This window comes from Neoroseomonas oryzicola (genome assembly GCF_012163135.1).
Taxonomy (GTDB): domain Bacteria; phylum Pseudomonadota; class Alphaproteobacteria; order Acetobacterales; family Acetobacteraceae; genus Neoroseomonas; species Neoroseomonas oryzicola.
Window position 1 is genome coordinate 424426 of the sequence record NZ_JAAVUP010000002.1, and the last position, 25882, is coordinate 450307.

The 25882-nt window shown below is 70.9% G+C and carries 26 protein-coding genes; 9 read left to right on the plus strand and 17 right to left on the minus strand.

Features of this window, described 5'->3' with window-relative positions; translation table 11 throughout:
* Positions 1-71: 71 nt before the first annotated feature.
* Entirely contained in the window at positions 72-1751 is a 1680-nt protein-coding gene (gene ettA, locus GWK15_RS08575; protein ID WP_168040874.1) for an energy-dependent translational throttle protein EttA, read from the plus strand.
* A gap of 22 nt (positions 1752-1773) precedes the next feature.
* Positions 1774-2286 carry a GNAT family N-acetyltransferase gene (locus GWK15_RS08580; protein ID WP_245211505.1) on the plus strand — a complete coding sequence of 171 codons (513 nt, stop codon included), beginning with the start codon at positions 1774-1776 and terminating at the stop codon, positions 2284-2286.
* 455 nt (positions 2287-2741) lie between these two features.
* Here GWK15_RS08580 and GWK15_RS08585 read toward each other — a convergent pair whose 3' ends face one another.
* The 3 genes from GWK15_RS08585 to GWK15_RS08595 form a co-directional block, all read right to left on the minus strand.
* Complete coding sequence (locus GWK15_RS08585; RefSeq protein ID WP_168040875.1) at positions 2742-3194, minus strand: hypothetical protein; 453 nt, start codon at positions 3192-3194, stop codon at positions 2742-2744.
* 84 nt (positions 3195-3278) lie between these two features.
* Positions 3279-3911, minus strand: coding sequence for an MlaC/ttg2D family ABC transporter substrate-binding protein (locus GWK15_RS08590; protein WP_168040876.1), 633 nt, complete (start codon positions 3909-3911; stop codon positions 3279-3281).
* 36 nt (positions 3912-3947) lie between these two features.
* Complete coding sequence (locus tag GWK15_RS08595) at positions 3948-4781, minus strand: MlaA family lipoprotein (RefSeq protein WP_168040877.1); 834 nt, start codon at positions 4779-4781, stop codon at positions 3948-3950.
* 230 nt (positions 4782-5011) lie between these two features.
* Between GWK15_RS08595 and metF the strand changes: the two genes are divergently transcribed.
* Positions 5012-5932, plus strand: coding sequence for a methylenetetrahydrofolate reductase [NAD(P)H] (gene metF / locus GWK15_RS08600; protein WP_245211506.1), 921 nt, complete (start codon positions 5012-5014; stop codon positions 5930-5932).
* A 15-nt stretch (positions 5933-5947) separates the two neighbouring features.
* Here metF and GWK15_RS08605 read toward each other — a convergent pair whose 3' ends face one another.
* Positions 5948-6919 carry a bile acid:sodium symporter family protein gene (locus GWK15_RS08605; protein ID WP_209442095.1) on the minus strand — a complete coding sequence of 324 codons (972 nt, stop codon included), beginning with the start codon at positions 6917-6919 and terminating at the stop codon, positions 5948-5950.
* An 18-nt stretch (positions 6920-6937) separates the two neighbouring features.
* Here GWK15_RS08605 and GWK15_RS25845 point away from each other — a divergent pair, with 18 nt between their 5' ends.
* The 3 genes from GWK15_RS25845 to GWK15_RS08620 are packed head-to-tail and all read left to right on the plus strand — an operon-like array spanning position 6938 to position 10553.
* Positions 6938-7438, plus strand: a complete 501-nt coding sequence (locus GWK15_RS25845) for a pentapeptide repeat-containing protein (protein WP_338147214.1) — start codon at positions 6938-6940, stop codon at positions 7436-7438.
* The gene (locus GWK15_RS08615) at positions 7435-9630 is read left to right on the plus strand and encodes an ATP-dependent helicase (protein WP_168040881.1); all 2196 of its coding nucleotides are present in this window, start codon (positions 7435-7437) and stop codon (positions 9628-9630) included. The genes GWK15_RS25845 and GWK15_RS08615 overlap by 4 nt, the downstream gene beginning before the upstream one ends.
* Positions 9627-10553, plus strand: coding sequence for a 50S ribosomal protein L11 methyltransferase (locus GWK15_RS08620; protein ID WP_168040882.1), 927 nt, complete (start codon positions 9627-9629; stop codon positions 10551-10553). Before GWK15_RS08615 ends, GWK15_RS08620 begins: the two co-directional genes overlap by 4 nt.
* Here the strand turns inward: GWK15_RS08620 and GWK15_RS08625 are convergent.
* The 4 genes from GWK15_RS08625 to GWK15_RS08640 all read right to left on the minus strand — a co-directional run bounded on the left by GWK15_RS08625 (position 10537) and on the right by GWK15_RS08640 (position 13646).
* Positions 10537-10812, minus strand: a complete 276-nt coding sequence (locus GWK15_RS08625; protein WP_168040883.1) for a hypothetical protein — start codon at positions 10810-10812, stop codon at positions 10537-10539. The genes GWK15_RS08620 and GWK15_RS08625 overlap by 17 nt on opposite strands.
* Before the next feature lie 118 nt (positions 10813-10930).
* Positions 10931-12043 (minus strand): LLM class flavin-dependent oxidoreductase, encoded by a 1113-nt coding sequence (locus GWK15_RS08630; RefSeq protein WP_168040884.1) that lies wholly within the window; start codon positions 12041-12043, stop codon positions 10931-10933.
* Positions 12044-12212: 169 nt separating this feature from the next.
* Positions 12213-13172 carry an LCCL domain-containing protein gene (locus GWK15_RS08635; protein ID WP_168040885.1) on the minus strand — a complete coding sequence of 320 codons (960 nt, stop codon included), beginning with the start codon at positions 13170-13172 and terminating at the stop codon, positions 12213-12215.
* A 111-nt stretch (positions 13173-13283) separates the two neighbouring features.
* Positions 13284-13646, minus strand: a complete 363-nt coding sequence (locus tag GWK15_RS08640; RefSeq protein ID WP_168040886.1) for a DUF1127 domain-containing protein — start codon at positions 13644-13646, stop codon at positions 13284-13286.
* A 163-nt stretch (positions 13647-13809) separates the two neighbouring features.
* Between GWK15_RS08640 and GWK15_RS08645 the strand changes: the two genes are divergently transcribed.
* Positions 13810-15585, plus strand: a complete 1776-nt coding sequence (locus GWK15_RS08645; RefSeq protein ID WP_456306847.1) for a M24 family metallopeptidase — start codon at positions 13810-13812, stop codon at positions 15583-15585.
* A gap of 37 nt (positions 15586-15622) precedes the next feature.
* Here GWK15_RS08645 and GWK15_RS08650 read toward each other — a convergent pair whose 3' ends face one another.
* Genes GWK15_RS08650 through GWK15_RS08665 form a run of 4 tightly spaced genes read right to left on the minus strand, consistent with a single transcriptional unit; the run spans position 15623 to position 19985 of the window.
* Positions 15623-17239, minus strand: coding sequence for a cyclohexanecarboxylate-CoA ligase (locus tag GWK15_RS08650; RefSeq protein ID WP_168040888.1), 1617 nt, complete (start codon positions 17237-17239; stop codon positions 15623-15625).
* Positions 17240-17264: 25 nt separating this feature from the next.
* Positions 17265-18431, minus strand: a complete 1167-nt coding sequence (gene aliB / locus GWK15_RS08655; RefSeq protein ID WP_168040889.1) for a cyclohexanecarboxyl-CoA dehydrogenase — start codon at positions 18429-18431, stop codon at positions 17265-17267.
* Complete coding sequence (gene badI, locus GWK15_RS08660) at positions 18428-19210, minus strand: 2-ketocyclohexanecarboxyl-CoA hydrolase (protein ID WP_168040890.1); 783 nt, start codon at positions 19208-19210, stop codon at positions 18428-18430. The genes aliB and badI overlap by 4 nt, the downstream gene beginning before the upstream one ends.
* Before the next feature lie 16 nt (positions 19211-19226).
* Entirely contained in the window at positions 19227-19985 is a 759-nt protein-coding gene (locus GWK15_RS08665; RefSeq protein ID WP_168040891.1) for a glucose 1-dehydrogenase, read from the minus strand.
* Positions 19986-20055: 70 nt separating this feature from the next.
* On the opposite strand from GWK15_RS08665, the gene GWK15_RS08670 reads away from it, so the two are divergent.
* Entirely contained in the window at positions 20056-20559 is a 504-nt protein-coding gene (locus GWK15_RS08670; RefSeq protein ID WP_168040892.1) for a MarR family winged helix-turn-helix transcriptional regulator, read from the plus strand.
* A 3-nt stretch (positions 20560-20562) separates the two neighbouring features.
* Here GWK15_RS08670 and GWK15_RS08675 read toward each other — a convergent pair whose 3' ends face one another.
* From GWK15_RS08675 to GWK15_RS26555, 4 genes are read right to left on the minus strand one after another with little or no spacing between them, the layout of a single operon-like run.
* Complete coding sequence (locus GWK15_RS08675; RefSeq protein WP_168040893.1) at positions 20563-21531, minus strand: Bug family tripartite tricarboxylate transporter substrate binding protein; 969 nt, start codon at positions 21529-21531, stop codon at positions 20563-20565.
* A gap of 26 nt (positions 21532-21557) precedes the next feature.
* Positions 21558-22601, minus strand: a complete 1044-nt coding sequence (locus tag GWK15_RS08680) for an amidohydrolase family protein (protein WP_245211507.1) — start codon at positions 22599-22601, stop codon at positions 21558-21560.
* Positions 22598-23173 (minus strand): carboxymuconolactone decarboxylase family protein, encoded by a 576-nt coding sequence (locus GWK15_RS08685; RefSeq protein WP_209442096.1) that lies wholly within the window; start codon positions 23171-23173, stop codon positions 22598-22600. Before GWK15_RS08685 ends, GWK15_RS08680 begins: the two co-directional genes overlap by 4 nt.
* A 17-nt stretch (positions 23174-23190) precedes the next feature.
* Entirely contained in the window at positions 23191-23931 is a 741-nt protein-coding gene (locus GWK15_RS26555) for a helix-turn-helix domain-containing protein (protein ID WP_168040894.1), read from the minus strand.
* 94 nt (positions 23932-24025) lie between these two features.
* On the opposite strand from GWK15_RS26555, the gene GWK15_RS08695 reads away from it, so the two are divergent.
* Positions 24026-24826, plus strand: a complete 801-nt coding sequence (locus GWK15_RS08695) for an SDR family NAD(P)-dependent oxidoreductase (protein WP_168040895.1) — start codon at positions 24026-24028, stop codon at positions 24824-24826.
* 9 nt (positions 24827-24835) lie between these two features.
* Here GWK15_RS08695 and GWK15_RS08700 read toward each other — a convergent pair whose 3' ends face one another.
* Complete coding sequence (locus GWK15_RS08700) at positions 24836-25810, minus strand: Bug family tripartite tricarboxylate transporter substrate binding protein (RefSeq protein WP_168040896.1); 975 nt, start codon at positions 25808-25810, stop codon at positions 24836-24838.
* Positions 25811-25882 lie beyond the last annotated feature (72 nt).

Below are 25882 nucleotides of genomic sequence, written 5' to 3' on the forward strand. Positions count from 1 at the left end.
CAGCCTTGGCGTGCGGGGCGGCGGGCCGTAGAACCCCGGGCAACCCTCTCCCTTCGCAGGTTCCCCGCCCCATGGCCGCCTATCAGTACGTCTACGTGATGAAAGACCTCACCAAGTCCTATCCGGGCGGGCGTGAGATCTTCAAAGGCATCACCCTGTCCTTCCTGCCCGGCGTGAAGATCGGCGTGCTCGGCCCCAACGGCGCCGGCAAGTCCACGCTGATGCGTATCATGGCCGGCCAGGACAAGGAGTTCGGCGGCGAGGCCTGGGCGGCCGAGGGCGTTCGCGTCGGCTACCTGTCCCAGGAACCGGAGCTCGACCCGAACCTGACCGTCGGCGAGAACGTCCGCGCCGCCTTCGCCGACCTGAACGGCTGGCTGCTCCGCTTCAACGAGATCTCCGAGAAGTTCGCCGAGGAGATGTCGGAAGACGAGATGAACACCCTGCTCGCCGAGCAGGCGGAGCTTCAGGAAAAGATCGACGCCGCGAATGGCTGGGAGATCGACCGCCAAGTCGAGATCGCGCTCGACGCGCTGCGCTGCCCGCCGCCGGATGCGGCGGTGACCAACCTCTCGGGCGGCGAGCGGCGCCGCGTCGCGCTCTGCCGGCTGCTGCTCGAGAAGCCGGACATGCTGCTGCTCGACGAACCGACCAACCACCTCGACGCCGAGAGCGTGGCGTGGCTGGAGCGGACGCTGAAGGACTATGCGGGCACGGTGCTGATCGTCACCCACGACCGCTACTTCCTCGACAACGTCACCTCCTGGATCCTCGAGGTCGATCGCGGCCGGGGCATCCCCTACGAGGGCAACTACTCGACCTACCTCGAGCAGAAGCGCAAGCGCATGGCGCAGGAGGAGCGTGAGGAAAGCGCCCGCCAGCGTCAGCTCGCCGAGGAGCGGGATTGGATCGGGCGTTCGCCGTCCGCCCGCCAGGCCAAGTCCAAGGCGCGTATCGCGGCCTATGAGGACCTGCTGCGCGCGAGCCAGGAGAAGGCGCCGGATCCGACCGAGATCGTCATCCCGCCGGCACCGCGCCTGGGCAACACCGTCATCGTCGCGGAGGACCTGTCCAAGGGCTTCGGCGACCGGCTGCTGATCGACAACCTGTCCTTCAAGCTGCCGCCGGGCGGCATCGTCGGCGTCATCGGTCCGAACGGCGCCGGCAAGACCACGCTGTTCAAGATGATCATGGGCCGCGAGACGCCGGATGGCGGTTCGCTGACCGTCGGTGAGAGCGTGCAACTCGGCTATGTGGACCAGAGCCGCGACAGCCTCGATGATAACAAGTCCGTCTGGCAGGAGATCTCGGGCGGCGACGACGTGATCACCATCGGCAAGCGGTCCGTGCCCTCGCGCGCCTATGTGGCGGCGTTCAACTTCAAGGGCGGCGACCAGCAGAAGCGCGTCGGCTCGCTCTCGGGTGGCGAGCGCAACCGCGTCCACCTCGCGAAGATGCTGAAGAAGGAGCACAACGTGCTCCTGCTCGACGAACCGACCAACGACCTCGACGTGGAAACCCTGCGCGCGCTGGAGAACGCGCTGATGGAATTCGCGGGCTGCGCGGTCATCATCTCGCACGATCGCTTCTTCCTCGACCGGCTTGCGACGCACATCCTCGCCTTCGAGGGCGACAGCCACGTCGAGTGGTTCGAGGGGAACTTCGAGGCCTACGAAGAGGACAAGCGACGTCGACTCGGCGACGCCGCGACCGACCCGCACCGGATCAAGTACAAGCCTCTCGCTCGCTGATCGCCCGTCGATGAGTGCCGCGATGCAGCCGCTGCGCTCGAGCCGGATCGTCACCACCGAAAGGCTGATGATGATCCCGCCGGGCAAGGAGAACCTGCCGGACCTCGTTCGCCTCAAGGGCGACGAGCGGGTCTTCGGCTGGATGCTCCATGGCGTGCGGTCGGCCGAGCGCGCGGCGGAGGAACTCGAGGACGACATCGATTTCTGGGAGGTGCGCGGCTACGGCACCTGGTGCGTCTTCGAGCGCGAGAGCGGCGCCTTCCTCGGCATCTGCGGCTTCATGGAGCGCCCGGACGGGCGGGGCGTGGCGTTGCGCTACGCGTTGTGGCCGGAGTGCCGCGGCAAGGGCTATGCGCGGGAGGCGGCGCGGGCCTCGCTCGCCTTCGGGCATCGCACGGGCCTGAAGCGCATCATCGCGGTGGCGCGAGACGAGAACGTCGCCTCCCGCGCCGTGCTGACCGACATCGGCATGACCCTGGCGGGCGAGTTCCGCAACCAGGGCCACAGGATGCTGCTGTTCGAAAGCCGCGGCTGACGCGAGGCAAACCGCTAAGGCGGCCCGATGCCGTGCATCGGGCCGTGAGCGCGAAGCGCGACCGCGCCCAGACCACCAGCGGCCGCCGGCGCACCAGTGCATGGCGCGCAAGCCAAGCCCGCGGACGCGGGCGCCGGCGCCTGAGGCACAAAGACATATCGGCCCGAGGCCTTGCCTCGGGCCGTGAGCGCGAAGCGCGATCGCGCCCAGACCACCAGTGGCCGCCGGCGCACCAGTGCACGGCGCGCAAGCCAAGCCCGCGGATGCGGGCGCCGGCGCGCCTGAGGCACAAAGACATATCGGCCCGATGCCCCGCATCGGGCCGTGAGCGCGAAGCGCGACCGCGCCCAGACCACCAGTGGCCGCCAGCGCACCAGCGCGTGGCGCGCAGGCCAAGCCCGCGCATGCGGGCGCCGGCGCTTGAGGACCAAAAAAACTTCGCCGGCGCTTGAGGCCTAATCCAGACTCGACGGCCAGCCGATGAAGATGCCGACATCCCCGGGCATGCCGCCGGGGAAGTCGATGATGCGGGCGGAGAAGGTGAAGCCGCCCGGCTGCAACTCCGTTTCCCACCAGTGGTAGATCTTGTGGAAGACGCCGGGCAGCGTGTCCTGCCAGCCTTCCAGCTGGTTGTTGATGCGCCGCCCGCCATCTTCGCACAGGGTCGAGGGGAACTTGATGAGCATGAGCTCCCGCTCGCCGGCCTCGAAGGCACGGCGGATGCGCGACAGGGCGCGCTCGCGGTCCTCCTCGGTGATCTCGTAGGTCTGCACGCGCTCGGAGAAGGCGGCGAGTTCGGCCTTCTTGTGCTCCTCGGCTTCCCGCTCCTCGGCCCGCCGTTTCGCCGCGGCGGCGTCCTTGGCGGCGAAGAGGTCGCGCAGGTTGAGAGAGGGTGCCCGCTCGGTCATCGGTCCAGTCCCCGTCCGGATTGCGAAATGAAGACTAGCCGCAGCGGCCCGCCCTGGTCTTGATCCGCGTCAAGACGCCCGGTGTCAGCCGCGGCCTTCGCGGGCCGCGAGCTGGGCGATCTGGTTGCGCATGGCCTCGAGCAGCGAGGCGACGCGCCCGCCATTGCGCTGGATCACCGCGGAATACTCGGAACGGGTGGTCAGCCGCAGGGAGGTGCCCTCGGCGATCACGTCCACCACCTTGGGCTGGCCGCCGATCTCGCTGACGCGCCAGTCGAGGGAGAAGGGCGGCGTGCTCGGCCGCTCGATGATGGTGTTGACCAGCGCGTCCTCCTCGGTCCGCTGCTGGCTGCGGCCGAGGGAGAACTTCACCCCCCGGTACTCGCCGAAGCGCGCCGAGAGGTTGCGGACGATGATGTCGTCGAACAGCCGGTTGTATTCCGCGATCTCAGCCGGGCTCGCCTGGCGGACGTAGCGGCCGAGGATGAAGCGGCCCGTCCCTTCGATGTCGATGGTCCGCCGCAGGATCTGGGCAACCTTGTCCCGCCGGGCATTGAGGTCGAGCCGCGGGTCGTTGATGGCCGCGACCAGGTCATTGCCCGCGGTCTGGACGAAGCTCGTCGCCCGGTTCAGGTCCATCTCGGCCAGCCCTGCCTCCGGCAGGGCCAGCGCGGCGGCGGCGAAGAAGGGGGAGGAGATCAGGAACCGACGTTGCATGGGCGGCATATAGGGGTCTCTGGCGGCAATTCCGAGTCACCGGGCCGGGGCCTGGGCGGGCGCCGGTTCCGGTTCCGGTTGGGTGACGCCCTGGCCGAAGCCGGTAACGCCGGATGGACCCACAACGCGGCCACGGTCCTCTTCGTTGCGGATCTCGTAGCCGCGGCGCTGGCGATAGGCCGAACGCAGGGTCGAATAGGGGTCGAGGGAGGTCGCGCGGAGCTGGTCGATCGGCTCGAGCAGCGCCTCGCGCGTGTCGACCACGGTCAGGCCGAGCCGGCTCCAGCCCGCGGCGTCGACCAGGATGCCCTGGCCGAGCCAGGTGAGCGGGTTGAACATGAAGTCGACGCCCTGGCCGGCCACGTCGCGGGGGGAGGAGGGGCCGAGCAGGGGGACGAACATGTAGAAGCCCTCCCCGGCACCCCAGACCGCGAGCGTCTGGCCGAAATCCTCCGAATGGCCGGGCACGCCCCAATCGCGCGCGACGTCGAGCAGCCCGCCCAGGCCGAGGGTGGTGTTCACCATGAACCGCGCCAGGGTGATCCGCGCCCGGGAAATGTTCCCCTGCAGCAGGTCGTTGGTGAGGATCACCGGGGCGCGGAGGTTGCCGAGCAGGTTGCGGATGCCCGTGCGGACCGGCTGGGGCAGGACGTCGCGATAGGCCTCGGCGATGGGCTGGAGGACAGCGCGGTCGATCGCCTCATGCACCTCGAACATCACGCGGTTCGTGGGTTCGAAGGGGTCGTTGGCCTCCCGGTACTCGGCCTGGCCCTCGGGGTCGTCGTCGCCCGGGCGGGTCGCGCAGGCACCAAGCGCCAGGGCCAGGGCGAGCGCGCAGATGCCAAGTCGGTGAGCGATGGGCAGGGGCATGGCGGCGGAATACAGCCTTCGGTCCAGGCTTGGAACGGGTCCCGACAGGAATCAGCATCTCGTGTTGCGAATCGGGATGTGAAGTGTAGCCGTCGGGGCCGTGCCGTCTGTGTCCGGCTTCACGGCCAAGCGTAACGAAGCCTTGCCAGCCGGCCCGCGGCAGGCCAGAGGAGCCGCCCCGGCCGGAGCGGGACCATGATGAACGAGGACGAGGCGCGATGAACCACCCGATGAGCGGAACCCTGGCCCGCTGGCTGACCGGCCCGAGGGTGGCCGGGCTGCCCGCGCCGTCGGACCTGCCGGCGCCGGGCCTGTCCTTCGAGTTCTTCCCGCCCAAGACCGAGAAGCTCGAGGAGCAGCTCTGGACCTGCATCCGGCGGCTGGAGCCGCTGGCCCCGCGATTCGTCTCGGTCACCTACGGAGCGGGCGGGTCGACCCAGGAACGGACCCACCAGACGGTCGCGCGCCTGGTCGCCGAGACCTCCCTGACGCCCGCCGCCCACCTCACCTGCGTCGGCGCGACGCGGGAGGAAGTGGACGAGGTGGCCCGCCGCTACTGGGAGGCGGGGGTGCGCCATATCGTGGCCCTGCGCGGGGATCCGCCGGCGGGCGCGACCACCTACACCCCCCATCCGGGCGGATATGCCCAGGCCGAGGACCTGGTCCGGGGCCTGAAGCGGATCGCCGATTTCGAGATCAGCGTCGGCGCCTACCCCGAGGTGCATCCGGCGGCGGTCTCGGCCGATGCGGACCTCGATTTCCTCAAGCGCAAGATCGATGCCGGGGCGACGCGGGCGATCACCCAGTATTTCTTCGATTCCGAACTCTATCTCCGCTTCATCGACCGCTGCCTGGCCAAGGGCATCACGGTGCCGATCGTCCCGGGCATCCTGCCGGTGTCGAACTTCCAGCAGGTGGTGAAGTTCTCGGCGATGTGCGGTGCGAGCGTGCCCGCCTGGATGGGGCACCTGTTCGAGGGGCTCGAGGAGGATGCCGAGACCCGGCGCATGGTGGCCGCCGTCGTGGCGGCCGAGCAGGTGCGGCTGCTGCAGGCGAACGGGGTGGACGAGTTCCACTTCTACACGCTGAACCGGCCGGACCTGACCTATGCGATCGCGCATATCCTGGGGGCGCGGCCGAAGAAGGGCTGACGGGCGCCGGCCGGTCTAGGCGCGCCTCAGCCGCGCATAGACCGGCCGCAGCACGAAAGGCCCCACGAACATCGGGATCTGCCCGATGGCGAAGAACAGCAGGATCGACGGATCGGCGGCCGCCGGCAGGACGGCCAGGAACACCGCCTGGTTGCGGTTCCCCGCCAGCAGCCCGGCCGTCAGCGCCGTCCGGCGGTCCAGGAACGGCGCCAGGGCGAGCGCCGTCAGCCCGTTGAGGCCGAAATTCACCCCGAAGGCCGCGACCAGCCCGCCCGCCACCCAGAGCGGATCGGCCAGCAGCCGCGCCTGGACCCCGTCCATCACCCCGAAGGCAAAGACCACCAGCACCAGCACCGCCGCGCCGTCGAGCGGCTTCCCCACCGCCTCGAGCCGCGCCGCCCCCACCCAGCGCCGGATGGCGAGTGCCAGCAGCGCCGGCACCCCGATGATCAGCGCGAGCCGCAGCATCAGCCCGCCGACCGAGATCGCCAGGTCGAGGCCGAGCAGCCCAAGCGCCAGCGGGGGCGCGGTGAAGGGCAGCAGGGCGGTGGTCGCCACCGCGACGATCAGGCTGATCTCGGCATCGAGGCCCACCAGCCGGGCGAAGGCCGGCGCCGAGGTCACGGCGCAACTGGCGGCCACCAGCACGATCCCCGCCCCCAGCGGACCGTCCAGCCCCACCGCCCGCGTGACGCCGAAGGCGACCAGCGGCGCCACCAGCAGCACCCAGGCCGACAGGAAGGCCACCATCCAGCGTCGCCGCAGCCAGGCCATGACCTGCGCGGGGTCGATGCGCAGCAGCACCAGCGTCATCAGCAGCGCGACCGCCGGGGTGACCACGCCGCGCATGGTGGACGCCAACGGCGCCAGCGCCACGCCCACGAAGATGCTGCCCGCCAGCAGCGCGCTGCCATGCCGGGCCGACCATTCGAGGAAGCGCAGCGGGAACAGGGTCAGGCGGTCCGGCGGTTGGAGGAGTTCGCGCAAGGTTCTATATCCCCCGCCGTGCACACGCCATCCTCGCTGCCCTCCCTCGTTGCGGGGCTGGTCCTCCTCGCCGGGCCGGCCTTCGCCGGCTGCAACGATCCGCCCGCGCCGGGTGTCGAATGGCGACGCTGCCTGCTGGATGCGAGCGACTTGTCGGGCGCGGACCTCTCGGGTGCGCAGCTGCGCGATGCCTCCTTCCAGCGGGCGACGCTCTCCGGGGCGAAACTCGCGGGCGTCGAGGCGGTGGAGGCGCGCTTCGTCTCGGCCGACCTGTCGGGCGCGGATCTCTCGGGCGCTATCCTGCGCAATGTCGACTTCACGCGGACCAACCTGCAGGGCGCGACGCTGACCGGCGCCGATCTGCGGCGCGCGACCCTGTTCCGCGCAGACCTTACCGGCGCCGACCTGTCGGGCGCGAACCTGACGGGGGCGAACCTGTCGGGCGCGGTGCTCGGCGGCGCGCGCTGGACCGATGGGCGGCGCGTTTGTGCCGCCGGATCGGTGGGGAACTGCCAATGAGCGGCGCCGACTACCTGGTCCGGCTGAATCCGGAACAGCGCGCGGCGGTCGAGGCGGTGGACGGGCCGCTGCTGGTCCTCGCCGGCGCGGGCACCGGCAAGACGCGCGTGCTGACCACGCGCTTCGCGCACATCCTGCTGCAGGGGAAGGCGTATCCGTCCCAGGTGCTGGCGGTCACCTTCACCAACAAGGCGGCGCGGGAGATGCGCGAGCGCGTCTCCGCCATCCTCGGCCAGCCGGCGGAAGGGCTGTGGCTCGGCACCTTCCATGCTCTCGCCGCGCGGATGCTGCGGCGGCATGCCGACCAGCTCGGCCTGTCGTCGAACTTCACCATCCTCGATGCCGACGACCAGACGCGGCTCCTGAAGCAGGTGATGGAGGCGTCGCGCGTCGACACCAAGCGCTGGCCGGTCAACGGCCTGATGGCGGTGATCCAGCGCTGGAAGGATCGCGGCCTGTCGCCCGAGGCCGTCACGCCCGCCGAGGATTCCGACTATGCAGGCGGCCGCGCCACCGAGATCTATGCCGGCTACCAGGATCGGCTGAAGGCGCTGAACGCCTGCGACTTCGGCGACCTGCTGCTGCATGTGGTGACGCTGCTGCGCAACCACCCCGACATCCTCGCGGAATACCACCGCCGCTTCCGCTACATCCTGGTCGACGAGTACCAGGACACCAACCTGGTGCAGTACTACTGGCTGCGGCTGCTGGCGCAGGCGCACAAGAACATCTGCTGCGTCGGCGACGACGACCAGTCGATCTATTCCTGGCGCGGCGCGGAGATCGAGAACATCCTGCGCTTCGAGAAGGATTTTCCCGGCGCGCAGATCGTGCGGCTGGAATCCAACTACCGCTCGACGCGACCCATCCTCGCCGCCGCCTCGGCGCTGATCGCGCACAATACGGGGCGGCTGGGCAAGACGCTGCGCCCCGGACGCGTGGATGCGGATGGGGAGAAGGTGCGCGTGGTCTCGCTGTGGGACAGCGAGGAGGAGGCACGCATGGTCGGCGAGCGGATCGAGGCCGCGCGCCGGTCCGGATTCTCGCTCGGCGAGGTCGCGATCCTGGTGCGTGCGGGCTTCCAGACGCGCTCCTTCGAGGAACGGCTGATCGTCCTCGGGATCCCCTATCGCGTTGTCGGCGGCGCGCGCTTCTACGAGCGGGCCGAGATCCGCGATGCGATGGCGTATCTGCGCGTCGTCGCGCAGCCGGCCGACGATCTGGCCTTCGAGCGGATCGTGAACACGCCGAAGCGCGGCCTGGGCGACACCGCAATGCAGGCGATGCACGCCATCGCGCGGGCGGAATCGCTGCCCCTGTCCCTCGCCGCGGCAAGGGCGCTCGAGACCGGCGCCATCAAGCAGGCCAAGGCGCGCGAGGCGCTGCGCGAACTGCTGCAAGGCTTCGAGCGCTGGCGCGCGCAGAACGCCACCGAGGGCCATGTTGTCATGGTCGCCACGCTGCTCGACGAGTCCGGCTATGCCGAGATGTGGAAGCAGGACAAGTCGCCGGAGGCGCCGGGGCGGCTCGAGAACCTCAAGGAACTCGTCCGCGCCATGGCCGAGTTCGAGAACCTCGCCGGCTTCCTCGAGCACGTCTCCCTGGTGATGGAGAATGACGAGGCGGCGGAAGGCGAGCGCGTCTCGTTGATGACGCTGCATGCGGCCAAGGGGCTCGAATTCGACATGGTCTTCCTGCCGGGCTGGGAGGAAGGGCTGTTCCCGTCGCAGCGGAGCCTCGACGAGGGCGGGGAGAAGGCGCTCGAGGAGGAACGACGCCTCGCCTATGTCGGCATCACGCGGGCGCGGCGCGTGGCCGTCATCAGCCATGCGGCGAACCGGCGCATCTACGGCAACTGGCAGGCCTCGATCCCCTCGCGCTTCCTCGACGAACTGCCGGTCGGCGAGATCATCCGCGAAGGCGGCGCGCAGCGGGAGGCGCGGTCCCATGCCTCGGTCTTCGGCGGCGGCGGGCTCTATGCGCAGCGGCCACGGCGGACGATCGAAGCCGCTGCCTGGGACGTGAAGGAACGCCCCGCCGCGACCGGCAACTTCGCGATCGGCGAGCGCATCTTCCACCAGAAGTTCGGCTATGGCCGCATCACCGGCATCGAGGAGAACCGCCTCGATATCGAGTTCGAGAAGGCGGGATCGAAGCGCCTGCTCGACAGTTTCGTGGAGAAGACCCGATGAGGCCCTCCGGCCCCGATGCGCCCGGCGCGCTGTCCCGCCGCCGCGCCGAACCGCTGGAAGCCCTGGTGATCGACGGGCTGCCCGAGCACGCCGTGCCGGTCTTCGAAGCCGCGCTCGAGCAGGTCTGCACCACCGTCGCCTATTTCCGCGACGAGCCGACCGACACCTGGCGCATCGAGGGCGTGCGCGAGGCCGGCGCGCTCGATGAAGAACTGGATGCGGCGCTAGCGCTGGCCGCCGCGGTCGCGGGCATCGACCCCCCGGCGCTGCAGGCCGCGCCGGTGGAAGCCGATGGCTGGCTCGCCCGCACCGTCCAGGCCTTCCCGGAGATGCCGATCGGCCGGCACTTCCTGATCCGGCCGACGCATGTGCCGAACCCGGCGACCTATGGGCGCGTGGTGCTGAAGCTCGATGCGGGGCTGGCCTTCGGGTCGGGGGAGCATGCCTCCACGCAGGGGTGCCTGCGGGCCTATGAGGCGATCGCGCATCGGCGTCCGCGCAGCGTCTGCGACCTCGGCAGCGGGTCGGGGATCCTCGCGATGGCCGCGGCGAAGACGGTGCCGTGCCGTGTGCTGGCGACCGACATCGAGCCCTGGTCGGTGCGCGTCTGCGACCAGAATGCGCGGATGAACGGGCTCGGGCCGCTGCGCATGCGCTCGATCCTGGCCGATGGCTGGAAGCCGCGGCTGATGAAGGGCGTGCGCTACGACCTGATCTTCGCGAACATCCTCGCACGACCGCTCTGCGCCATGGCGCAGGATCTGGCGTTGCACCTCGCTCCGCGCGGCACGGCGATCCTGGCGGGTCTGCTGGGCACGCAGGCGCGGATGGTGCTGGTGGCGCACCGGCGTGCGGGGCTGGTGCTGGAACGGCGGATCGACGTGGGTCCGTGGACGACGCTGGTGCTCAGGCGCCGCGCCTGACCAACTCCGCGTTGCGTTCGAGCGCCCTGGCGTTCGCTTCGTAGGCTCGCCGCGCCTGGATGGCGTCGACAATGGCGCGTTCGATGTCGCCGCTGGCCTGCGCCGCGGTCAGCGCCTGGTTGCCACGGGGCGGCGCCGGCGAGGGATCGGCGACGCGCGCGCTGCCCGGCGTGGGATCGGCGATGATCGTCGCCGCATCGGCGAGGCGTTCGCCCGCGCGCTGCATCCCCTGGACCGAGGCATTGAGGGCGACCTGCATCGTCTCAGCCTGCGGCGCATTCGTTGATCTTCGGTGAACGCCCCGTCCGGCGCGCCCGCGCAGGTGGCCAAAGAAGGAGGTGGGGGTGCGGGGGCGGAGTTCCCTCCGCCCCCGATGTTCATTCCGCGGCCTTGGCCATCGCTTCCGCGTGCTGCCGCAGCTTCGGCATCACCTCCTCCGCGAGGTGCTTCATCGTCTCCGCCTCCCAGGCCGCGTTGACGCCGGACCAGTCGAGCCCCGGCATCAGCAGGTGCCCGAAGGGCCCGACCTCCTCGCGCAGCGCCACGAGGCGATCGAGCACGGTCTTCGGGCTGCCGGCGATGACGCAGGCCTCGATCATGTCCTCGGTGGTAGCGCTCGCCGGGTCCATCTCCTCGCGCGGCGTCATGGTGCCGGCGAGGCCGGCGCGCTTGGCCAGGCTGCCGAGGTAGTCGAAGTAGTAGCGCGTGGCCCCTTCCGGGGCGGTGGCGCGGGCGCGTGCGTCGGCGTCGGTCGCGGCGATCACCATGTTCCGCGCGACGCGCCAGTTGGATCCGTCCACGGGGCGGCCGGCATCGGCGAGCCCCTTCGCCATCCCCTGCCAATGCCCGGCGAGCACCCGGTGCGCCACGAAGTTGGCGCTGATGACGCCCCAGCCGCGCGCGGCGGCGACGGTGACGCTGAAGCTGTTGGGCTGGCGCGCGGAGATGTGGACCGACGGCCCGCCAGGCCGGAAGGGCTTGGGCATGTAGCCGACGCCGTAGTCGGGCAGCACGGTGCGCGTCAGGCGGATCGGCCAGGTGCGGCCCTCGATCTCGTAGGGTGGCTCGCTGTCCCAGATCGCCTGGATGGTGGCGATGGATTCGAGCATGCGCTTGCCGCGCTCCACCGGCTCGATGTCGCCGAACAACTCGAAGTCGGAGGCGAGGCCGCCCGAGCCGATGCCGAACATCAGCCGCCCGCCCGACATGTGGTCGAACTGCGCGACCTCGGCCGCGACGATGGCGGGGTGGTGGTTGGGCAGGTTGATCACGCCGGTGCCGAAGGTCAGCCGCGTGCGGTGGACCAGCCCGGCCATGAACATCAGCGGCGAGGCGATGGGTTCGGAGGTGGCGGAGAAATGCTCACCGACCCAGAGCTCGTTGAAGCCGAGGCGGTCGGCCAGCAGCGACTTCTCGGTGTCCTCGGCCAGGGTCTCGTGCATCGGCCGGTGCGGCGGATGCAGCGGCATCATGAACAGGCCGAGATGCATCGGCGGCGTCTCCCCTCGTCTTGGACGAGGGGAGGCTAGAGCATTTTCCGATCGGACGGCACCGGCCGGCGCCCCCACCCGGCCACCCATGCAGGATACTGGCGTTGGGTGGCCGGGTGGGGGCGCCGGCCGGTGCCGCGGCCGACGGGTCGGAAAATGCGCGAGGCGCTCAGCGGCGGAAGGAGAAGGAGGCGCTCCAGGGCCCGTAATTGGCCGAGGTGACGCCGTTCTGCGCGCTGCCGAAATAGGCCGGCAGCCCGGGCACCGGGACGACGTTCACCACCCCGCCGGCGGGCGGGATGACGCCGGCATGGACAGCGGCGCGGCATACGCGGCTGTCGGTGGTGTAGACGCCGGTGCCCCAGACGGTCCCGGCCGCGGCGGCCTCGGCCGTGCAGGTGCAGGCGAACGGCGCCGACTGGCCGCCGAAGGCGGCGGGGCAGGCGGGCGGTCCGTCGAGGACGGGGCGCGGCGGTGGGGCGGCGACACCGGCGACGGTGAAGGAGGAACTCCATGCGCCATAGCGGCTCGAGGTGATGCCGTTCGCGGCGCTGCCGTCGTAGCTCGCGCGCCCCGGGGCGGGGGTGACGATGACCGCCCCGCCGGTCGCGGGGATCACGCCGGCATGCACCGCGGCGCGGCAGATCCGGCTGTCGGAGGTATAGGTGCCGCTGCCCCAGACTGAGCCCGAGGCGGCCGCCGCCGCGGTGCAACTGCACGAGATCGTCTTGCTGGCATCCTGGAAGCTGTCCGGGCAGGCGGTCAGCGGCCGCGCGGCGGTGCCGCCGGGCGGGGTGACCGTGAAGGACCCGCCCCAGCTGCCATAGTCCATGGAGGTGACGCCATGGGCGGTGCTGCCGCGATAGGCGGCCTCGCCGGGGGCGGGGAAGACGTGCACCAGGCCGCCGGTGCTCGGGATCGCCCCGGCATGGACGGCGGCGCGGCAGACGCGGCTGTCCGTGGTGTAGGGGCCGCTGCCCCAGACCGAACCGCCCGAGGCGGCCTCGGCCGAGCAGGTGCAGGCGACGGCCTCGCCGCGACCTTCGAAATTGCCGGGGCAGGGGGCCTGGGCGGCGGCCGCGGCGATGCCCGCGAACCAGCACAGCAGGGCAAGCAGCAGGCGACGCATCGAAGGCTCCCGCACCGTCACGGGCGGGAGGCTAGAGCGGAGGGCGCCAGGGCATCAATCGCGGCGCGAGGGGCCGCGGCCGAAGGGGAGAGGAGCCGCGGCCCCGGCGCGTCAGGCGGCCCGGGGGGCCGGCCGCTCGCCGGCGTCGTTCGCCGCGCGCGGGTTGAAGCCGGGCTCGAAGACCCGGCCGATGTCGTAGCGCGTCATGCCGATGTCGCGGAGCTCGCGATCCGACAGGCCGCGCAGCGCGTTGTAGGTCGCGACGCGCTGCGGGAAGGTCGCGATTGCGCGCGCCAGCGCCTCGACGGTGCGGGCGGCGGCGCCGGCGGCGCGACGGACGGTGCTGGCCACGGCTTCGTCGCGGGCGGCGATGGCGGCGAGGCGCACGGCCTCCGCCTCGGCGGCGCTGCGGGAGGTGGGGGTGGCGGCCGGGAGAAGCAGCGCAGCCTCGGCCTTGGTGATACGGGCGTCCATGTTAAGTGTCCTTGGTGTGGTCGGCGTCTCCTGATCGGGCGCCAACCTTACGAGGCCGCAATCTAGGTGCTGCAGTGCAACAGGTGATGCGCCAAGGCCACGCATGAGTCATGCGCTGGACGCATTGTTTCCTGTGGATACATGCAGTGAGCAGGTGACAAGGATCACAGCCCTGAGCCCCTCCCAACGCCTCGCCGCCCTGCGCGCCCGCCTCGCCGACGCCGGCGTCCAGGGCTTCGTCATCCCCCGCTCCGACGAACACCTGGGCGAATACGTCCCGCCCGCAGGGGAGCGCCTGGCCTGGCTGACCGGCTTCACTGGGTCCGCCGGCATGGCGATCGTCCTGCCGGACCGCGCCGCGGTCTTCACCGATGGCCGCTACACCCTGCAGGTCCGCAACCAGACCGACCCCGCGCTGTGGGAATGCCGGCACGTCACCGAGGAACCGGCGACGGAGTGGCTGAAGGCCCACGCCCAGGACCTGACCATCGGCTACGACCCCTGGCTGCACGCCGCGCCCGCGATCGAGCGGCTGAAGGTGCCGGGCGTGCATTTCGCCCCGCTGGCGGCGAACCCGCTCGACGCCGCCTGGACCGACCGCCCGGCCGCGCCGATGGCCGAGGCGGTGCCGCATCCGATCGGCTTCACAGGCAAGCCCGCGGCGGAAAAGCGCGCCGAGGCCGCCGCCGCGCTGCGCGAGGCGGGCGAGGACGCGGTCGTTCTGGCCGATCCGCATTCGCTGGCCTGGCTGCTCAACATCCGTGGCGGGGACCTCGCGCATACGCCGCTCGCGCTGGGCTTCGCGCTGCTCCATGTGGATGCGCATGTCGACCTGTTCATGGCGCCGCGGAAGGTGCCGGGGGCGACGCTCGCGCATCTCGGCAACGAGGTGGTGGTGCGGCCGCGCGAGGAACTGCCCCACGCGCTGGACGAACTGCGCGGCAAGCGCGTGCGCATCGACGCCGAGGCGACGCCGGCCTGGTTCTCCGACTGGCTGCGCCAGGCGGGCGCCGAGATCACCGCCGGCGAGGACCCCTGCCGCCTGCCGCGCGCCTGCAAGAACCCCGCGGAGCGAGAAGGCGCGCATGCCGCGCACCGGCGCGACGGCGCGGCGATGGCGCGCTTCCTCCATTGGTTCGCCGAGGAAGCGCCGAAGGGCGGGCTGACCGAGATCTCGGCCGCGGCGAAGCTGCTCGACTTCCGTCGCGCGCTGCCGCTGTTCCGCGGCGAGAGCTTCCCGGCGATTTCGGGCGCCGGCGAGCACGGCGCCATCGTGCATTACCGCGTCACACCCGAGACCAATCGCCGCATCGCGCCGGACGAGGTCTACCTGATCGATTCCGGCGGCCAGTTCATGGACGGCACGACGGACATCACGCGCACGCTCTGGACCGGGCCGGGGACCGCGCCGGCGGCACTGAAGGACCGTGTGACGCGGGTGCTGAAGGGGCATATCGCGCTGGCGACCGCGAAGTTCCCGGCGGGCGTCGCGGGGCCGCACCTCGATGCGCTGGCGCGGCGGGCGCTGTGGGATGCGGGGCTCGACTTCGACCACGGCACCGGCCATGGCGTCGGGTCCTTCCTGTCGGTGCATGAAGGCCCGGTCGCCTTCAGCCGCGCCGCGCGCGTGGTGCCGCTGCGCGAGGGGATGATCCTGTCCGACGAGCCCGGCTTCTACGCGACGGGCGAATACGGCATCCGGCTCGAGAACCTGCTGCTCGTGGTGCCGGCGGCGCTGCCGCATGCGACGAAGCCGTTCCTGGCCTTCGAGACGCTGACGCTCGCGCCCTTCGATCGCGCGCTGATCGACCCGGCGCTGCTGACGGCGGCCGAACGGGATTGGCTCAACGCCTATCACGCACGCGTGCTGGCCGAGATCGGCCCGCAGGTCGAGGAGCCGACGCGCGCCTGGCTGCGCGCCGCCTGCGCGCCGATCTGAGTGACGGACGGGAGGGGCGGCGCCCCTCCCGGCGCCGTCAGTCGCGCGCCATTTCCCTGAGACGGAACTTCTGGATCTTGCCGCTCGGCGTGCGCGGCAGTTCCTGCACGATCTCGAGCCGTTCCGGCATGTATTGCCGCGCCATCCGCTGGTCCTGCAGGTAGGCGGTCATCTCCGCGAGCGTCAGGCTCGCGCCCTCGCGCAGGCGGACATAGGCGCAGGCGCGTTCGCCGAGGCGGTCGTCCGGGTAGCCGACCACCGCGACCTCGGCGATGGCGGGGTGGCGGAACAGCAGGCCCTCGACCTCGACGACCGGGATGTTCTCGCCGCCGCGGATGATGATGTCCTTGGATCGGCCGGCGATGCGGATGTAGCCCTCGGGGTCCATGCGGGCGAGGTCGCCGGTGTCGAACCAGCCCTGCGGGTCGGTGGTGTCGAGCTCGGGGCGCTTGAGGTAGCCCACGAAGTTGGAGCAGCCACGCACCTGGAGGCGGCCCTGCTCGCCGGAGGGCGCGATGCCTCCCTCGGCATCGAGGATGCGCAGTTCCATCCCCGGCAGCGGGCAGCCATCGGTGGTGGTGGCCTTCTCCTCGACGTCGTCGAGATAGGTGGTGGTGACCGCACCGTTCTCCGACATGCCCCAGGCCGAGACGACGGCGGCGCCGAGCGTCGGGCGCGCCTTGGCCACGAGCGCGCGCGGGATCGGCGCGCCGGCGGAGACGAAGACGCGAAGGCTCGGCGTGCCCTCGCCGGTGCGGGCGACATGTTCCGTGAGGTCGTTGAGGAAGGGCGTCGCGCCCATGGTGAAGGTCGCGCCCTCGTCGCGGATCTGGCGGGCCATTTCCTCGGGCGCGAAGATGTCCTGCAGCACGGCGGTGCCGCCCAGCATCACCGGCAGCACGATGCCGTACATGAAGCCCAGCTGGTGCGCGAGCGGGGAGGGCATGTGGATCACGTCCCCGGCGCCGAGGCCGAGGCGTTCGGCGAAGGGCGCGAGGTTCGACAGCATCGTGTTCGAACTGTGCATGACGCCCTTGGGCTCGCCCGTGGTGCCGCTGGTGTAGAGCAGTTGTATCACGTCGTCGGGTGAGGGCGGTGCGGGGCGGAAGGCGGCGGGATCGCCCTGCGGCGAGAGCAGCGTGTCATAGGCATCCGGCCCGGTGCCGCCGGCGACGACCACGTGCTTCAGCGCCGGCAGCCGGTCGCGGACATTGGCGACCATGGCGGGGTAGTCGAAGCCGCGGAAGCGGTGCGGCACCACCATCACCTTCGATTCCGCAAGGCCGAGCATGAAGCCGAGCTCGCGTTCCCGGAAGATCACCATCAGCGGGTTGCTGACCGCGCCGAGCTTCAGGCAGGCGAGGTGGAGGACCGAGAATTCCCACCAGTTCGGCAGCTGGAAGGAGACGACGTCGCCCGCGCCGATGCCGCGTTCGCGCAGCGACATCGCGACGAGGGTCGAGAGCCGGTCGAGCTCGGCATAGGTGATGCGCCGGGCCTCCCCGGTCTCGGAACGCCGCGCGACGATTGCGGTGTGGCTGGGCCTTGCGGCGACCGCGCGGGCGAGGTGGTCGAGCAGCGTCTCGTCGCGCCAATGGCCCGCCGCGCGCATGGCGGCGCGCCGGGCGAGCAGCCTCTCCTTCTGGACCTCCATGCATTCCTCCCTTGCAGATTTGTTCTCAGCGACGTGTCGCGTATTGCACCGCCGCCTTGCCGGCCCTTTCGCGGGCCACGATCAGTTTCATGATCTGCGCCGTGCCGTCGCCGATCTCGAGCCCCATGACGTCGCGCAGCCGCTGCTGGTGGGGCAGGTCGAGCGACCAGCCGTAATGGCCATGCGTCAGCAGGCATTGGTGAATGACATCGACCGCGGTCTTGGGGCCGAGCCACTTGCACATGGCGGCCTCGGCGGTGTGCGGCGCGCCTTCGTCGCGCAGGCGCAGCGTGTGGTAGCAGAGCTGCCGGATGGCGGCGACGAGGCCTTCCCCTTCCGCGAGCGGGAAGGTCACGCCCTGGTATTGCGCGATCGGCGCGCCGAAGGCCTGGCGTTCCTGCACATAGGCCCAGGATTCGTCGAGCGAGGCCTGGGCCGCCGCGCAGCACTGCAACCCGATCAGCGCGCGCGAATAGTCGAAGCCCTGCATGACCTGGACGAAGCCCATGCCTTCCTCGGCCAGGCGATTCGCCGCGGGGATCCGGACGTCGTCGAAGAAAATCGACCCGCGCCCGATGGCATGGCTGCCGAGGTCGTTGAAGCGCGTCGTGGTGACACCCTTCGCATCCATCGGCACGAGGAAGGCCGAGACGCCGCGTGCCCCGCTGTCGGGCGCGCCGGTGCGCGCGAAGATCACCGCCGCATCGGCCTGGTCGGCCATGCTGATGGAGGATTTTTCCCCATTCAGCACGTAGTCGTCGCCGTCGCGCCGGGCGGATAGCTGCAGGTTCGCCGCATCCGATCCGCCGCGCGGTTCGGTCAGGCCGATGCAGAACAGCGCCTCGCCGGCGACGATGCGCGGGATCCATTCGCCCGCCAGCTCGGCCGAGGCATGCCGCGCGATGATCTGCCCGTTCAGCGAGGCGAGCAGCGGCACGTAGGAGACATTGATGTCGGCATGGGCGACCGCCTCGATGGCCAGCCCCGCGGTGACCGAGGGCGCGCCGAGGCCGCCATGTTCCTCCGGCAGGTCGGCGCCGATCAGGCCGAGCGCGCCCATCTCCCGCACCAGGTCGCGGTCGACGCGTCCGGTCTTCTCGCGCGCCATGTAGCCGGGGGCGATGCGCTCGCGGGCGAAGCGTCGCGCGGCCTCCTGCAGGGCGCGCTGCTCCTCGGTCAGGGCGGTCGTCACTTCTGGTGCTTCCGGAAGTCGGGCTTGCGCTTCTCGTTGAAGGCGCGGACGCCTTCCTGGGATTCCTCGGTGGCGTAGTACATGGCGAGCGCCTGCATCCCCATGCCGCTGATGCCGCGGATGCTGTCGGTGTCGGCGTTGAAGGACCGCTTCGCGATGGCGAGCGCGGTCGGGCTCTTCTCGAGGATCTCGGCGCACCACTTCGCCACCTCGGCATCGAGCTGGTCGTGCGGGACGACGGTGTTCACCAGGCCCATCGCCATCGCCTCGGCGGCGGTGTAGCGGCGGCAGAGGTACCAGATCTCGCGCGCCTTCTTCTCGCCGACGATCCGCGCGAGGTAGGCCGTGCCGAAGCCCGGATCGACGGAGCCGACCTTGGGGCCCACCTGGCCGAACTGCGCCTTCTCGGAGGCGATGGTGAAGTCGCAGATGGTCGCGAGGACGTTGCCGCCGCCGATCGCATAGCCCTGCACGCGGGCAATGACGGGCTTCGGGACCTCGCGGATGATGGACTGCAATTCCTCGACCGGCAGGCCGATGATGCCGCGCCCGTCGTAGTTGCCGTCATGGGCCGACTGGTCGCCGCCGGTGCAGAAGGCGCGGTCCCCGGTGCCGGTGAGCACGATGACGCCGACGGACTTGTCCCAGCCGGCCTTGTTGAAGGCGTGGATCAGTTCCTCGCAGGTGCGCCCGCGGAAGGCGTTCATCACCTTGGGACGGTTGATGGCGATGGTGGCGACGCCATCTGCGGCCGTGTAGAGGATGTCCTCGTATTCCATGATCTTTCGTCCTTCCTCATCCGGCCATGGTCAGGCCGCCAGAGACGCTCAGCACCTGGCCGGTGACGTAGGCGGCGTCGTCGCTCGCGAAGAACAGGATGGCGCCGGGCAGGTCCTCCGGCGTGCCGATGCGGCCCATGGGCACGGCGCGGCGGAAAGCCTCGTCCAGCTTCTCGGGGTTGCCCGCGCCTTCCTTGTAGCCGGCGAAGAGTGCGGTATCGGTCGGCCCCGGGCAGACCACGTTCACCGTGATGCCCTGGCGGGCATGTTCGCGCGCGAGCGTCTTGGAGAAGCCCAGCAGACCGGCCTTGCAAGCGGCATAGACCGCCTCGCCCGAGGACCCCACGCGCGCGGCGTCGGAGGCGATGTTGACGATCCGCCCCGCCTTGCGCGCGATCATGCCCGGCAGCACGGCGTGATGCATGTTGAGCGCGCCGACCAGGTTGATGGCGATGAGTTTTTGCCATTCGGCGGGCGTGCTGTCCTTGAACAGGCGGAACACGTCCCAGCCGGCGTTGTTGACCAGGATATGCACCGGGCCGAGCGCGGCCTCGGCCGCCGCGACGGCAGCCGTGACCGCCGCATGGTCGGTGATGTCGCAGGCGAAGGCCTTCGCACCGCCGCCGATCGCCGCCGCGACCCTCTCCGCCGCCGCGGCATCGATGTCGAAGACCGCGACTTTCGCGCCCGCCTCGGCGAAGCGGCGGCAGGTGGCGCTGCCGATGCCTCCGGCCCCACCGGTGACGATGACCACCCTGTCCTTCAGGCCGCGCATGGTGCCTCCGTGCTGGCGGAACTGATATGACAAGGGTATGCTACATTCAGATGGAAATGGCAATAGGTTGATGGATCAGGCGTCCGCAAGCGCCGCCGCCGAGGAGCAGGCCCGGTTCGACGTGGCGAACCGGCTCTTCCTGCGCCTCTACCAGGCGTCGAATCTCATGCATAAGACGGGCACGAAGGCGGTCGGCGACTTCGGCGCCACCACCCAGCAATGGGCCGTGCTCGGTGCGCTGTCCCGCCCCTCGGTCCGCGAGCGCGGCATGACGGTGAAGCAGCTGATCGGCTTCCTGATGGTCAGCCGGCAGAACCTCACGGCCGTGCTGGACCGGCTGGAACAGGCGGGCCTGGTCGAGCGCGTGCGCACCGCCGGCGCCGATGGGCGGCTGCGCCATGTGCGGCTGACGTCTCAGGGGATCGACATCTGGGGCGCGATGCTCGGCAGCATCCGCCGCTATTACGATTCCGCGCTCGACGGCTTCACGACCGAGGAATGCGTGCTGCTGTTCCAGCTGCTGGACCGGCTGAGGGATGGCCTCAGCCGGATGCAGGAGCCTGAGGAAGCCTGAGCCTCAATCCGGGCGGATGTTGTTCCGCTGGATCACCTCGTGCCACTTGGCGTTCTCGCTGCGGATGAAGGCGCCGAATTCCTCGGCCGGATTGCCGCCGGGGATGGCGCCCTGGTCGTGCAGGCGGCGCCGGACATCGGGGTCCTGCAGCGCGGCGATGGCCGCACGGCGCAGGGCCTCGAGCGCCGCGGGCTGGGTCCGCGCGGGCGCCACCAGCCCATGCCAGTTGCTGGCGTCGACCGAGGGCAGGCCGAGCTCACGGAAGGTCGGCACGTCGGGGATCCAGGTCAGCCGTTCCGGCGTCCCGACCGCGAGCGCACGCATCGCCCCCGCATTGATCTGCGGCAGCAGCACGGGCAGGTCCGCAAAGCCGAGCTGCACCTCGTTGCGCAGCACCGCGGTCGCGAGCTGCCCGCCGCTGTTGTAGGCGATCTGCACAATGTCGAGCCCGGCGGCCGCGCGCAGCTGCTCGGCGGCGAGATGCGGCATGGAGCCGTTGCCGGTGGTGCCGAAGTTCAGCGCGCCCGGCCGTGCGCGGGCGTCCGTGATCAGGTCCTGCAGCGTCCGGTAGGGCGAGACCGCCGGCACCACCACGGGTTCCGGCACCAGCACGCCGAGGGTGATGGGTGCGAGGTCGCGCACCGGGTCATAGGGCGTGCCGCGGCCGAGATTGGGCGAGATGGCGAGCGCGCCGGCGCTGCCGATGCCGAACATGTAGCCGTCCGGCGCCGCCTTCGCGACGACGTCCACGCCCGTCACGCCGCCCGCGCCGGGGCGGTTGTCCACCACCACGGGCTGGCCCAGCGTCTGCTGCATGTGCGGGGCCATGATGCGCGCGACGATGTCGCTCGGCCCCCCGGCCGCGAAGGGCACCACGAAGCGGATGGGGCGGGAGGGGTAATTGTCCTGCGCCGCGGCCGGCAGGGCGGCCAGCGCGCCGAGCAGGGCGGCGGCAATCACGTTGCGTCGCATGGGGAGTCCTCCGTCGTGTCGTTGTCTCAGGCGATCTCGGGCAGGCGGTAGAAGCGCGCGGCGCTCCGCCAGAAGAGATCGGTCTTCTCGGATGCGCTCGCGCCCGCGGCGATGCGCTTCATCGCGTTCCAGCCGATCGCGTAGGCATAGCCGCCCTTGTCGACGGGGAAGTTGCTTTCGAACATGCAGCGCGCGGCGCCGAAGGTCTCGATGCAGTGCTCCATCCAGGGGCGCCAGGCCTCGGCCAGTTCGGCCGAGGAGGGGGCGCGCGGGCGCGTCTCGAAGCCGAAGCCGGGCAGGCGCATGCCGAGGCCGCCGACCTTCACCATCACGTTCGGGCAGGTGGCGAGGTCGCGCATGTGGCCCGACCAGGCCGCGAAGACCTCGTCGCGCTTCCCCTCATAGCGCCCGATGCCGAGGATGCCGCCGCAATGGTCGAGCACGATCGGCACCTGCGGGAAGGCGCGCGCCAGCGCGACCAGCTTCGGCAGCTGGTGGAAGTAGATCCAGGCGTCGAAGGTCATCCCCCGCTTGCCGAGCTCGGCCATGCCGGCGCGGAAGCCCGCGCTGTCCATCATGTCCTCGGGCGGCGTGTAGGACGGGTTGAGCATCGCGGGGTCCGGGTCCCAGGTCGCGATGTGGCGGATGCCGCGGAAGCGGTCGCCGCCGGCCTTCGCATGCGCCTCGAGCACCGGTGCGACCGCGGCGCCGAGCCGCAGGTCGGCCGCACCCACGATGCCGGCGCAGGCGCGGATGGCGCCGTAGCGGCCGCTCGCGCACATCGCCGCGACGCCGTTGGCGAATTCGGTCTCGCCCACCGCGCGCATCTCCGCAGGCCCGTCGGCGCGCAGCAGCGACCGCGAGGACTGCACATAGACCGTCGCGCGCACGTCGTGCCCGGTCGCGAGATCCGCGAGCAATTCATCGAGCAGGTAGCGCCAGCCCGGCTGGTCCCACAGGTGGTGATGGGGGTCGATGATGGGCTGGGCGGGGTCGATCGCATCCTCGACGCAGGTCGCGAGCCAATCCTCGCGCACCGGAATCTGGTGCTGCTGCATGCTGTGGGTCATGCGCCGGCTCCCGGGAATTCGGGGTCGTTGAGCTCGGGGGCGATGGAGCCGGGAATGCCGAGCTCGAAGGTGTTCAGCGTCAGCGCGACCAGGCAGTAGTAGCCGAGGATGCCGACCAGCTCGACCATGCCGCGTTCGCCGAGTGCGGCGACGCCGGACTCATAGAGCGGCTTCGGCACGCGGCCGGTGGACAGCAGCGTGGTCGAGACGTCGTAGACCGCCTGTTCGCGCGCATCGCGCAGGCTCGGCGTGCGGCGCGCGGCGATGGCGGCGATCACCTCGGGGTCCATTCCCGCCTTCAGCCCTTCGCGCTTATGCGCGGTCCATTCGTGATGCGACGTCCAGTGGCGGCCGCAGACCAGGATCGCGAGTTCCGACAGGCGGGGTTCCAGCGCCGTCTGGTAGCGCAGCAACTCGCCGAGCTTCTGGCCGCGGCTCGCGAGCTCCGGGTTCTGCAGCCAGGCGACCATTGGCGCGGGGACGCGGCCGCGGATGCCGGAGACGGCCTCCGCCACGGCGGCCTTCTGGGCTTCGGTCATTGCCTCCTCGGGCGGCAGGTCCAGGCGGGGCATGGGCGGTTTCCTCCGGGTCAGGCTTGGGCCGTGATGGGGGCGGGGTCGCCGCCCAGGGCGCGGGTCAGCGCGGCGGCTTCGCGCAGCACGAGCGGCAGGCAGAGCGCCTCCGCCGCCGCGTCGAAGCGATAGAGGGGCATGGTGATGCCGATGGACCCCGCCACGCGGCCGCGCGCGTCGAGCACCGGCGCGGCGATGGCCGCGACCTCGGGCAGGCGCTCGCCGCGGCTGACGATGGGCAGGCGCGGGCGGGGCTCGGTCTCGAGCGCGACCAGCGCGCGGCCATGCGCCCCGATGCCCAGCGGCGCAACCTCGCCGACGCGGGCGATGGTGCGCACCGGCTGCGGGCTGTCGAGGCGGAACAGGCAGCGCCGCGCCGCGCCGTCCCGCGCGAAGAAGGCCGCGCTTTCCCGGCTTTCGCTGCGCAGCCGGTCGAGCGCCGGCATCACCTGGTCCTCGAGCCGCAGCCCGCGCCGGAAGCGTTCCCCTAGCACCAGCAATTGCGGCCCGAGCGCATAGCCGCCGGCGACGCGCTGCACGAAGCCCTGGCCTTCCAGCGTGCCGAGCAGCCGCAGCGCGGTGGTCATGTGCAGGCCGGTGCGGCGGGCGATCTCGGCGAGCGGCAGGGCGGGGTCGTCATCCCCGAAGGCGAGGAGAAGGGCGAGCGCGCGGTCGACGGCGCGGACATTGCCGTCCGGCTCCGCGGCCTCGCGCGGCGGCGCGGGATCCGCGCCCGGGCTTCTCGTCGGTTTCCTCACCCGGCCCTTCTAGCGGGCACTTCCACGTTATGGAAGGCCATTGCGTCAGATGGAAGTGCGGCGCTAAGCAGCGGCCAGGATCACGGAGGACCGCATGTCCCAGCGCTTTGCCGGCAAGGTTGCCATCGTCACCGGCGCCGGGTGCGTCGGCCCCGGCTGGGGCAATGGCCGCGCCATCGCCGTCGGCCTCGCGCGGGAAGGCGCGATCGTCGTCGGCGTCGACCGCAATCCGGACTCTATGACCGAGACGGCCGAACGCATCGCCGCGGAGGACGGACGGTTCGAGATGGCGACGCTCGATGTGCGCGACGGCGCGGCGATCGCGTCCCTGGTCGCCGATGTCGTCGCGCGGCACGGCCGCATCGACGTGCTGGTCAACAACGTCGGCGGTTCGGCCGCCGGCGGGCCGGTCGAGATGAGCGAGGAGGTCTGGGACCTCCAGATCGACACCAATCTGAAGAGCGTCTTCCTCGCGCTCAAGCACGTGCTGCCGGTGATGGAGAAGCAGGGGAAGGGGGCGGTGGTGAACCTCGCCTCGACCTCGGGCATCCGCTGGACGGGCGCGGCGCAGGTCGCCTATGCGGCGTCGAAGGCGGGGGTGATCCAGCTCTCGCGCGTCGTCGCCGTGCAGTACGCGGCGAAGGGCATCCGGGTGAACACGGTCGTCCCCGGGCAGATGCACACGCCGATGGTCGAAGTGCGGCTCGCGAAGCAGCGGGCCGGCGGTGACGTGGAGGCGCTGGTCAAGCAGCGCCTGTCGCGCATTCCGATGGGTTTCGCCGGCGACGGGCGCGACACGGCGAACGCCGTGCTGTTCCTCGCCTCGGACGAGGCGCGCTTCGTCACCGGCACCGAGCTCGTCGTGGACGGGGGGATGTCGGTCCGCTGCGGCTGACGCGCCGCTTCAGTCCGCCGTCGCGCCCGAGGCCCGGACCACCGGTGCCCAGACCTCGACCTGCTGGCGCATGAAGGCGTCGTAGGCTGCGCCGTCGAGCGGCCAGGGTTCGGCGCCGAAGTCGCGGAAGCGTTGGGCGATCGCGGGGTCCTCGAGTGCCGCGATGATCTCCCCGCCGAGGCGGCGGATGATCGGGTCAGGCACGGCGGCGGGCGCGACGATGCCGTACCAGGAGGCGACGTCGAACTCGGCGATGCCTTGTTCCTGTAGCGTCGGGATGTCCGGCATGGTGCTGGCGCGCTGCGCGGTCGAGACGGCCAGCGCGCGCAGCATCCCGGCCAGCACCTGCTGGCGGCTCGCTGGCGCGTTGTCGATGGCGAACAGCACTTCACCGTTCATCACGGCGGCCATGGACGGCGCCGTCCCGCGATAGGGCACATGGGTCGTCTCGACGCCGATGCGCTGGCCGAACATCACGCCGGACAGGTGCGACGACGTCCCGGCTCCTGCCGAGGAGAAGGTCGCCCGCGTCGGGTTTGCCCGGATATAGGCGACGAGTTCCACCACCGAGCGGATCGGCCCGTCCCCCTTCACGATCAGCACGTTGGGCATGCGGCAGAGCCGCGCGACGCCGCGCAGGTCCTTCAGCGGATCGAAGGTCAGCCGCCGCGCGTGCAGCGTCGGGCCGATGCCATGCGATGCGATGTGGTTGATGTAGTAGTTGTAGCCGTCGGGTGCCGCGCGAGCGACGACCTCGGCACCCAGCATGCCGCCCGCACCCGGCCGCGGGTCGATCACCAGCGGCTGGCCGAGCTTCTCGCGCAGGCGGTTTTCCATCATGCGCAGGAAGATGTCCGATGCGCCGCCCGCATTGGCGCCGACGACGAAGCGAAGCGGGCGGTCCGGCCAGGTGCCCTGGGCATGGACGACGGGCGCGGCGAACAGCGCGCCAGCAGTGCCCGCGAGGGCACGACGGGTGATCATGGACGCATCCTCCTGTTCTTGGCCGGAAGGCTAGGACATTCGGCGCAGCCGGCGATACCCCCGGCTTTCCCG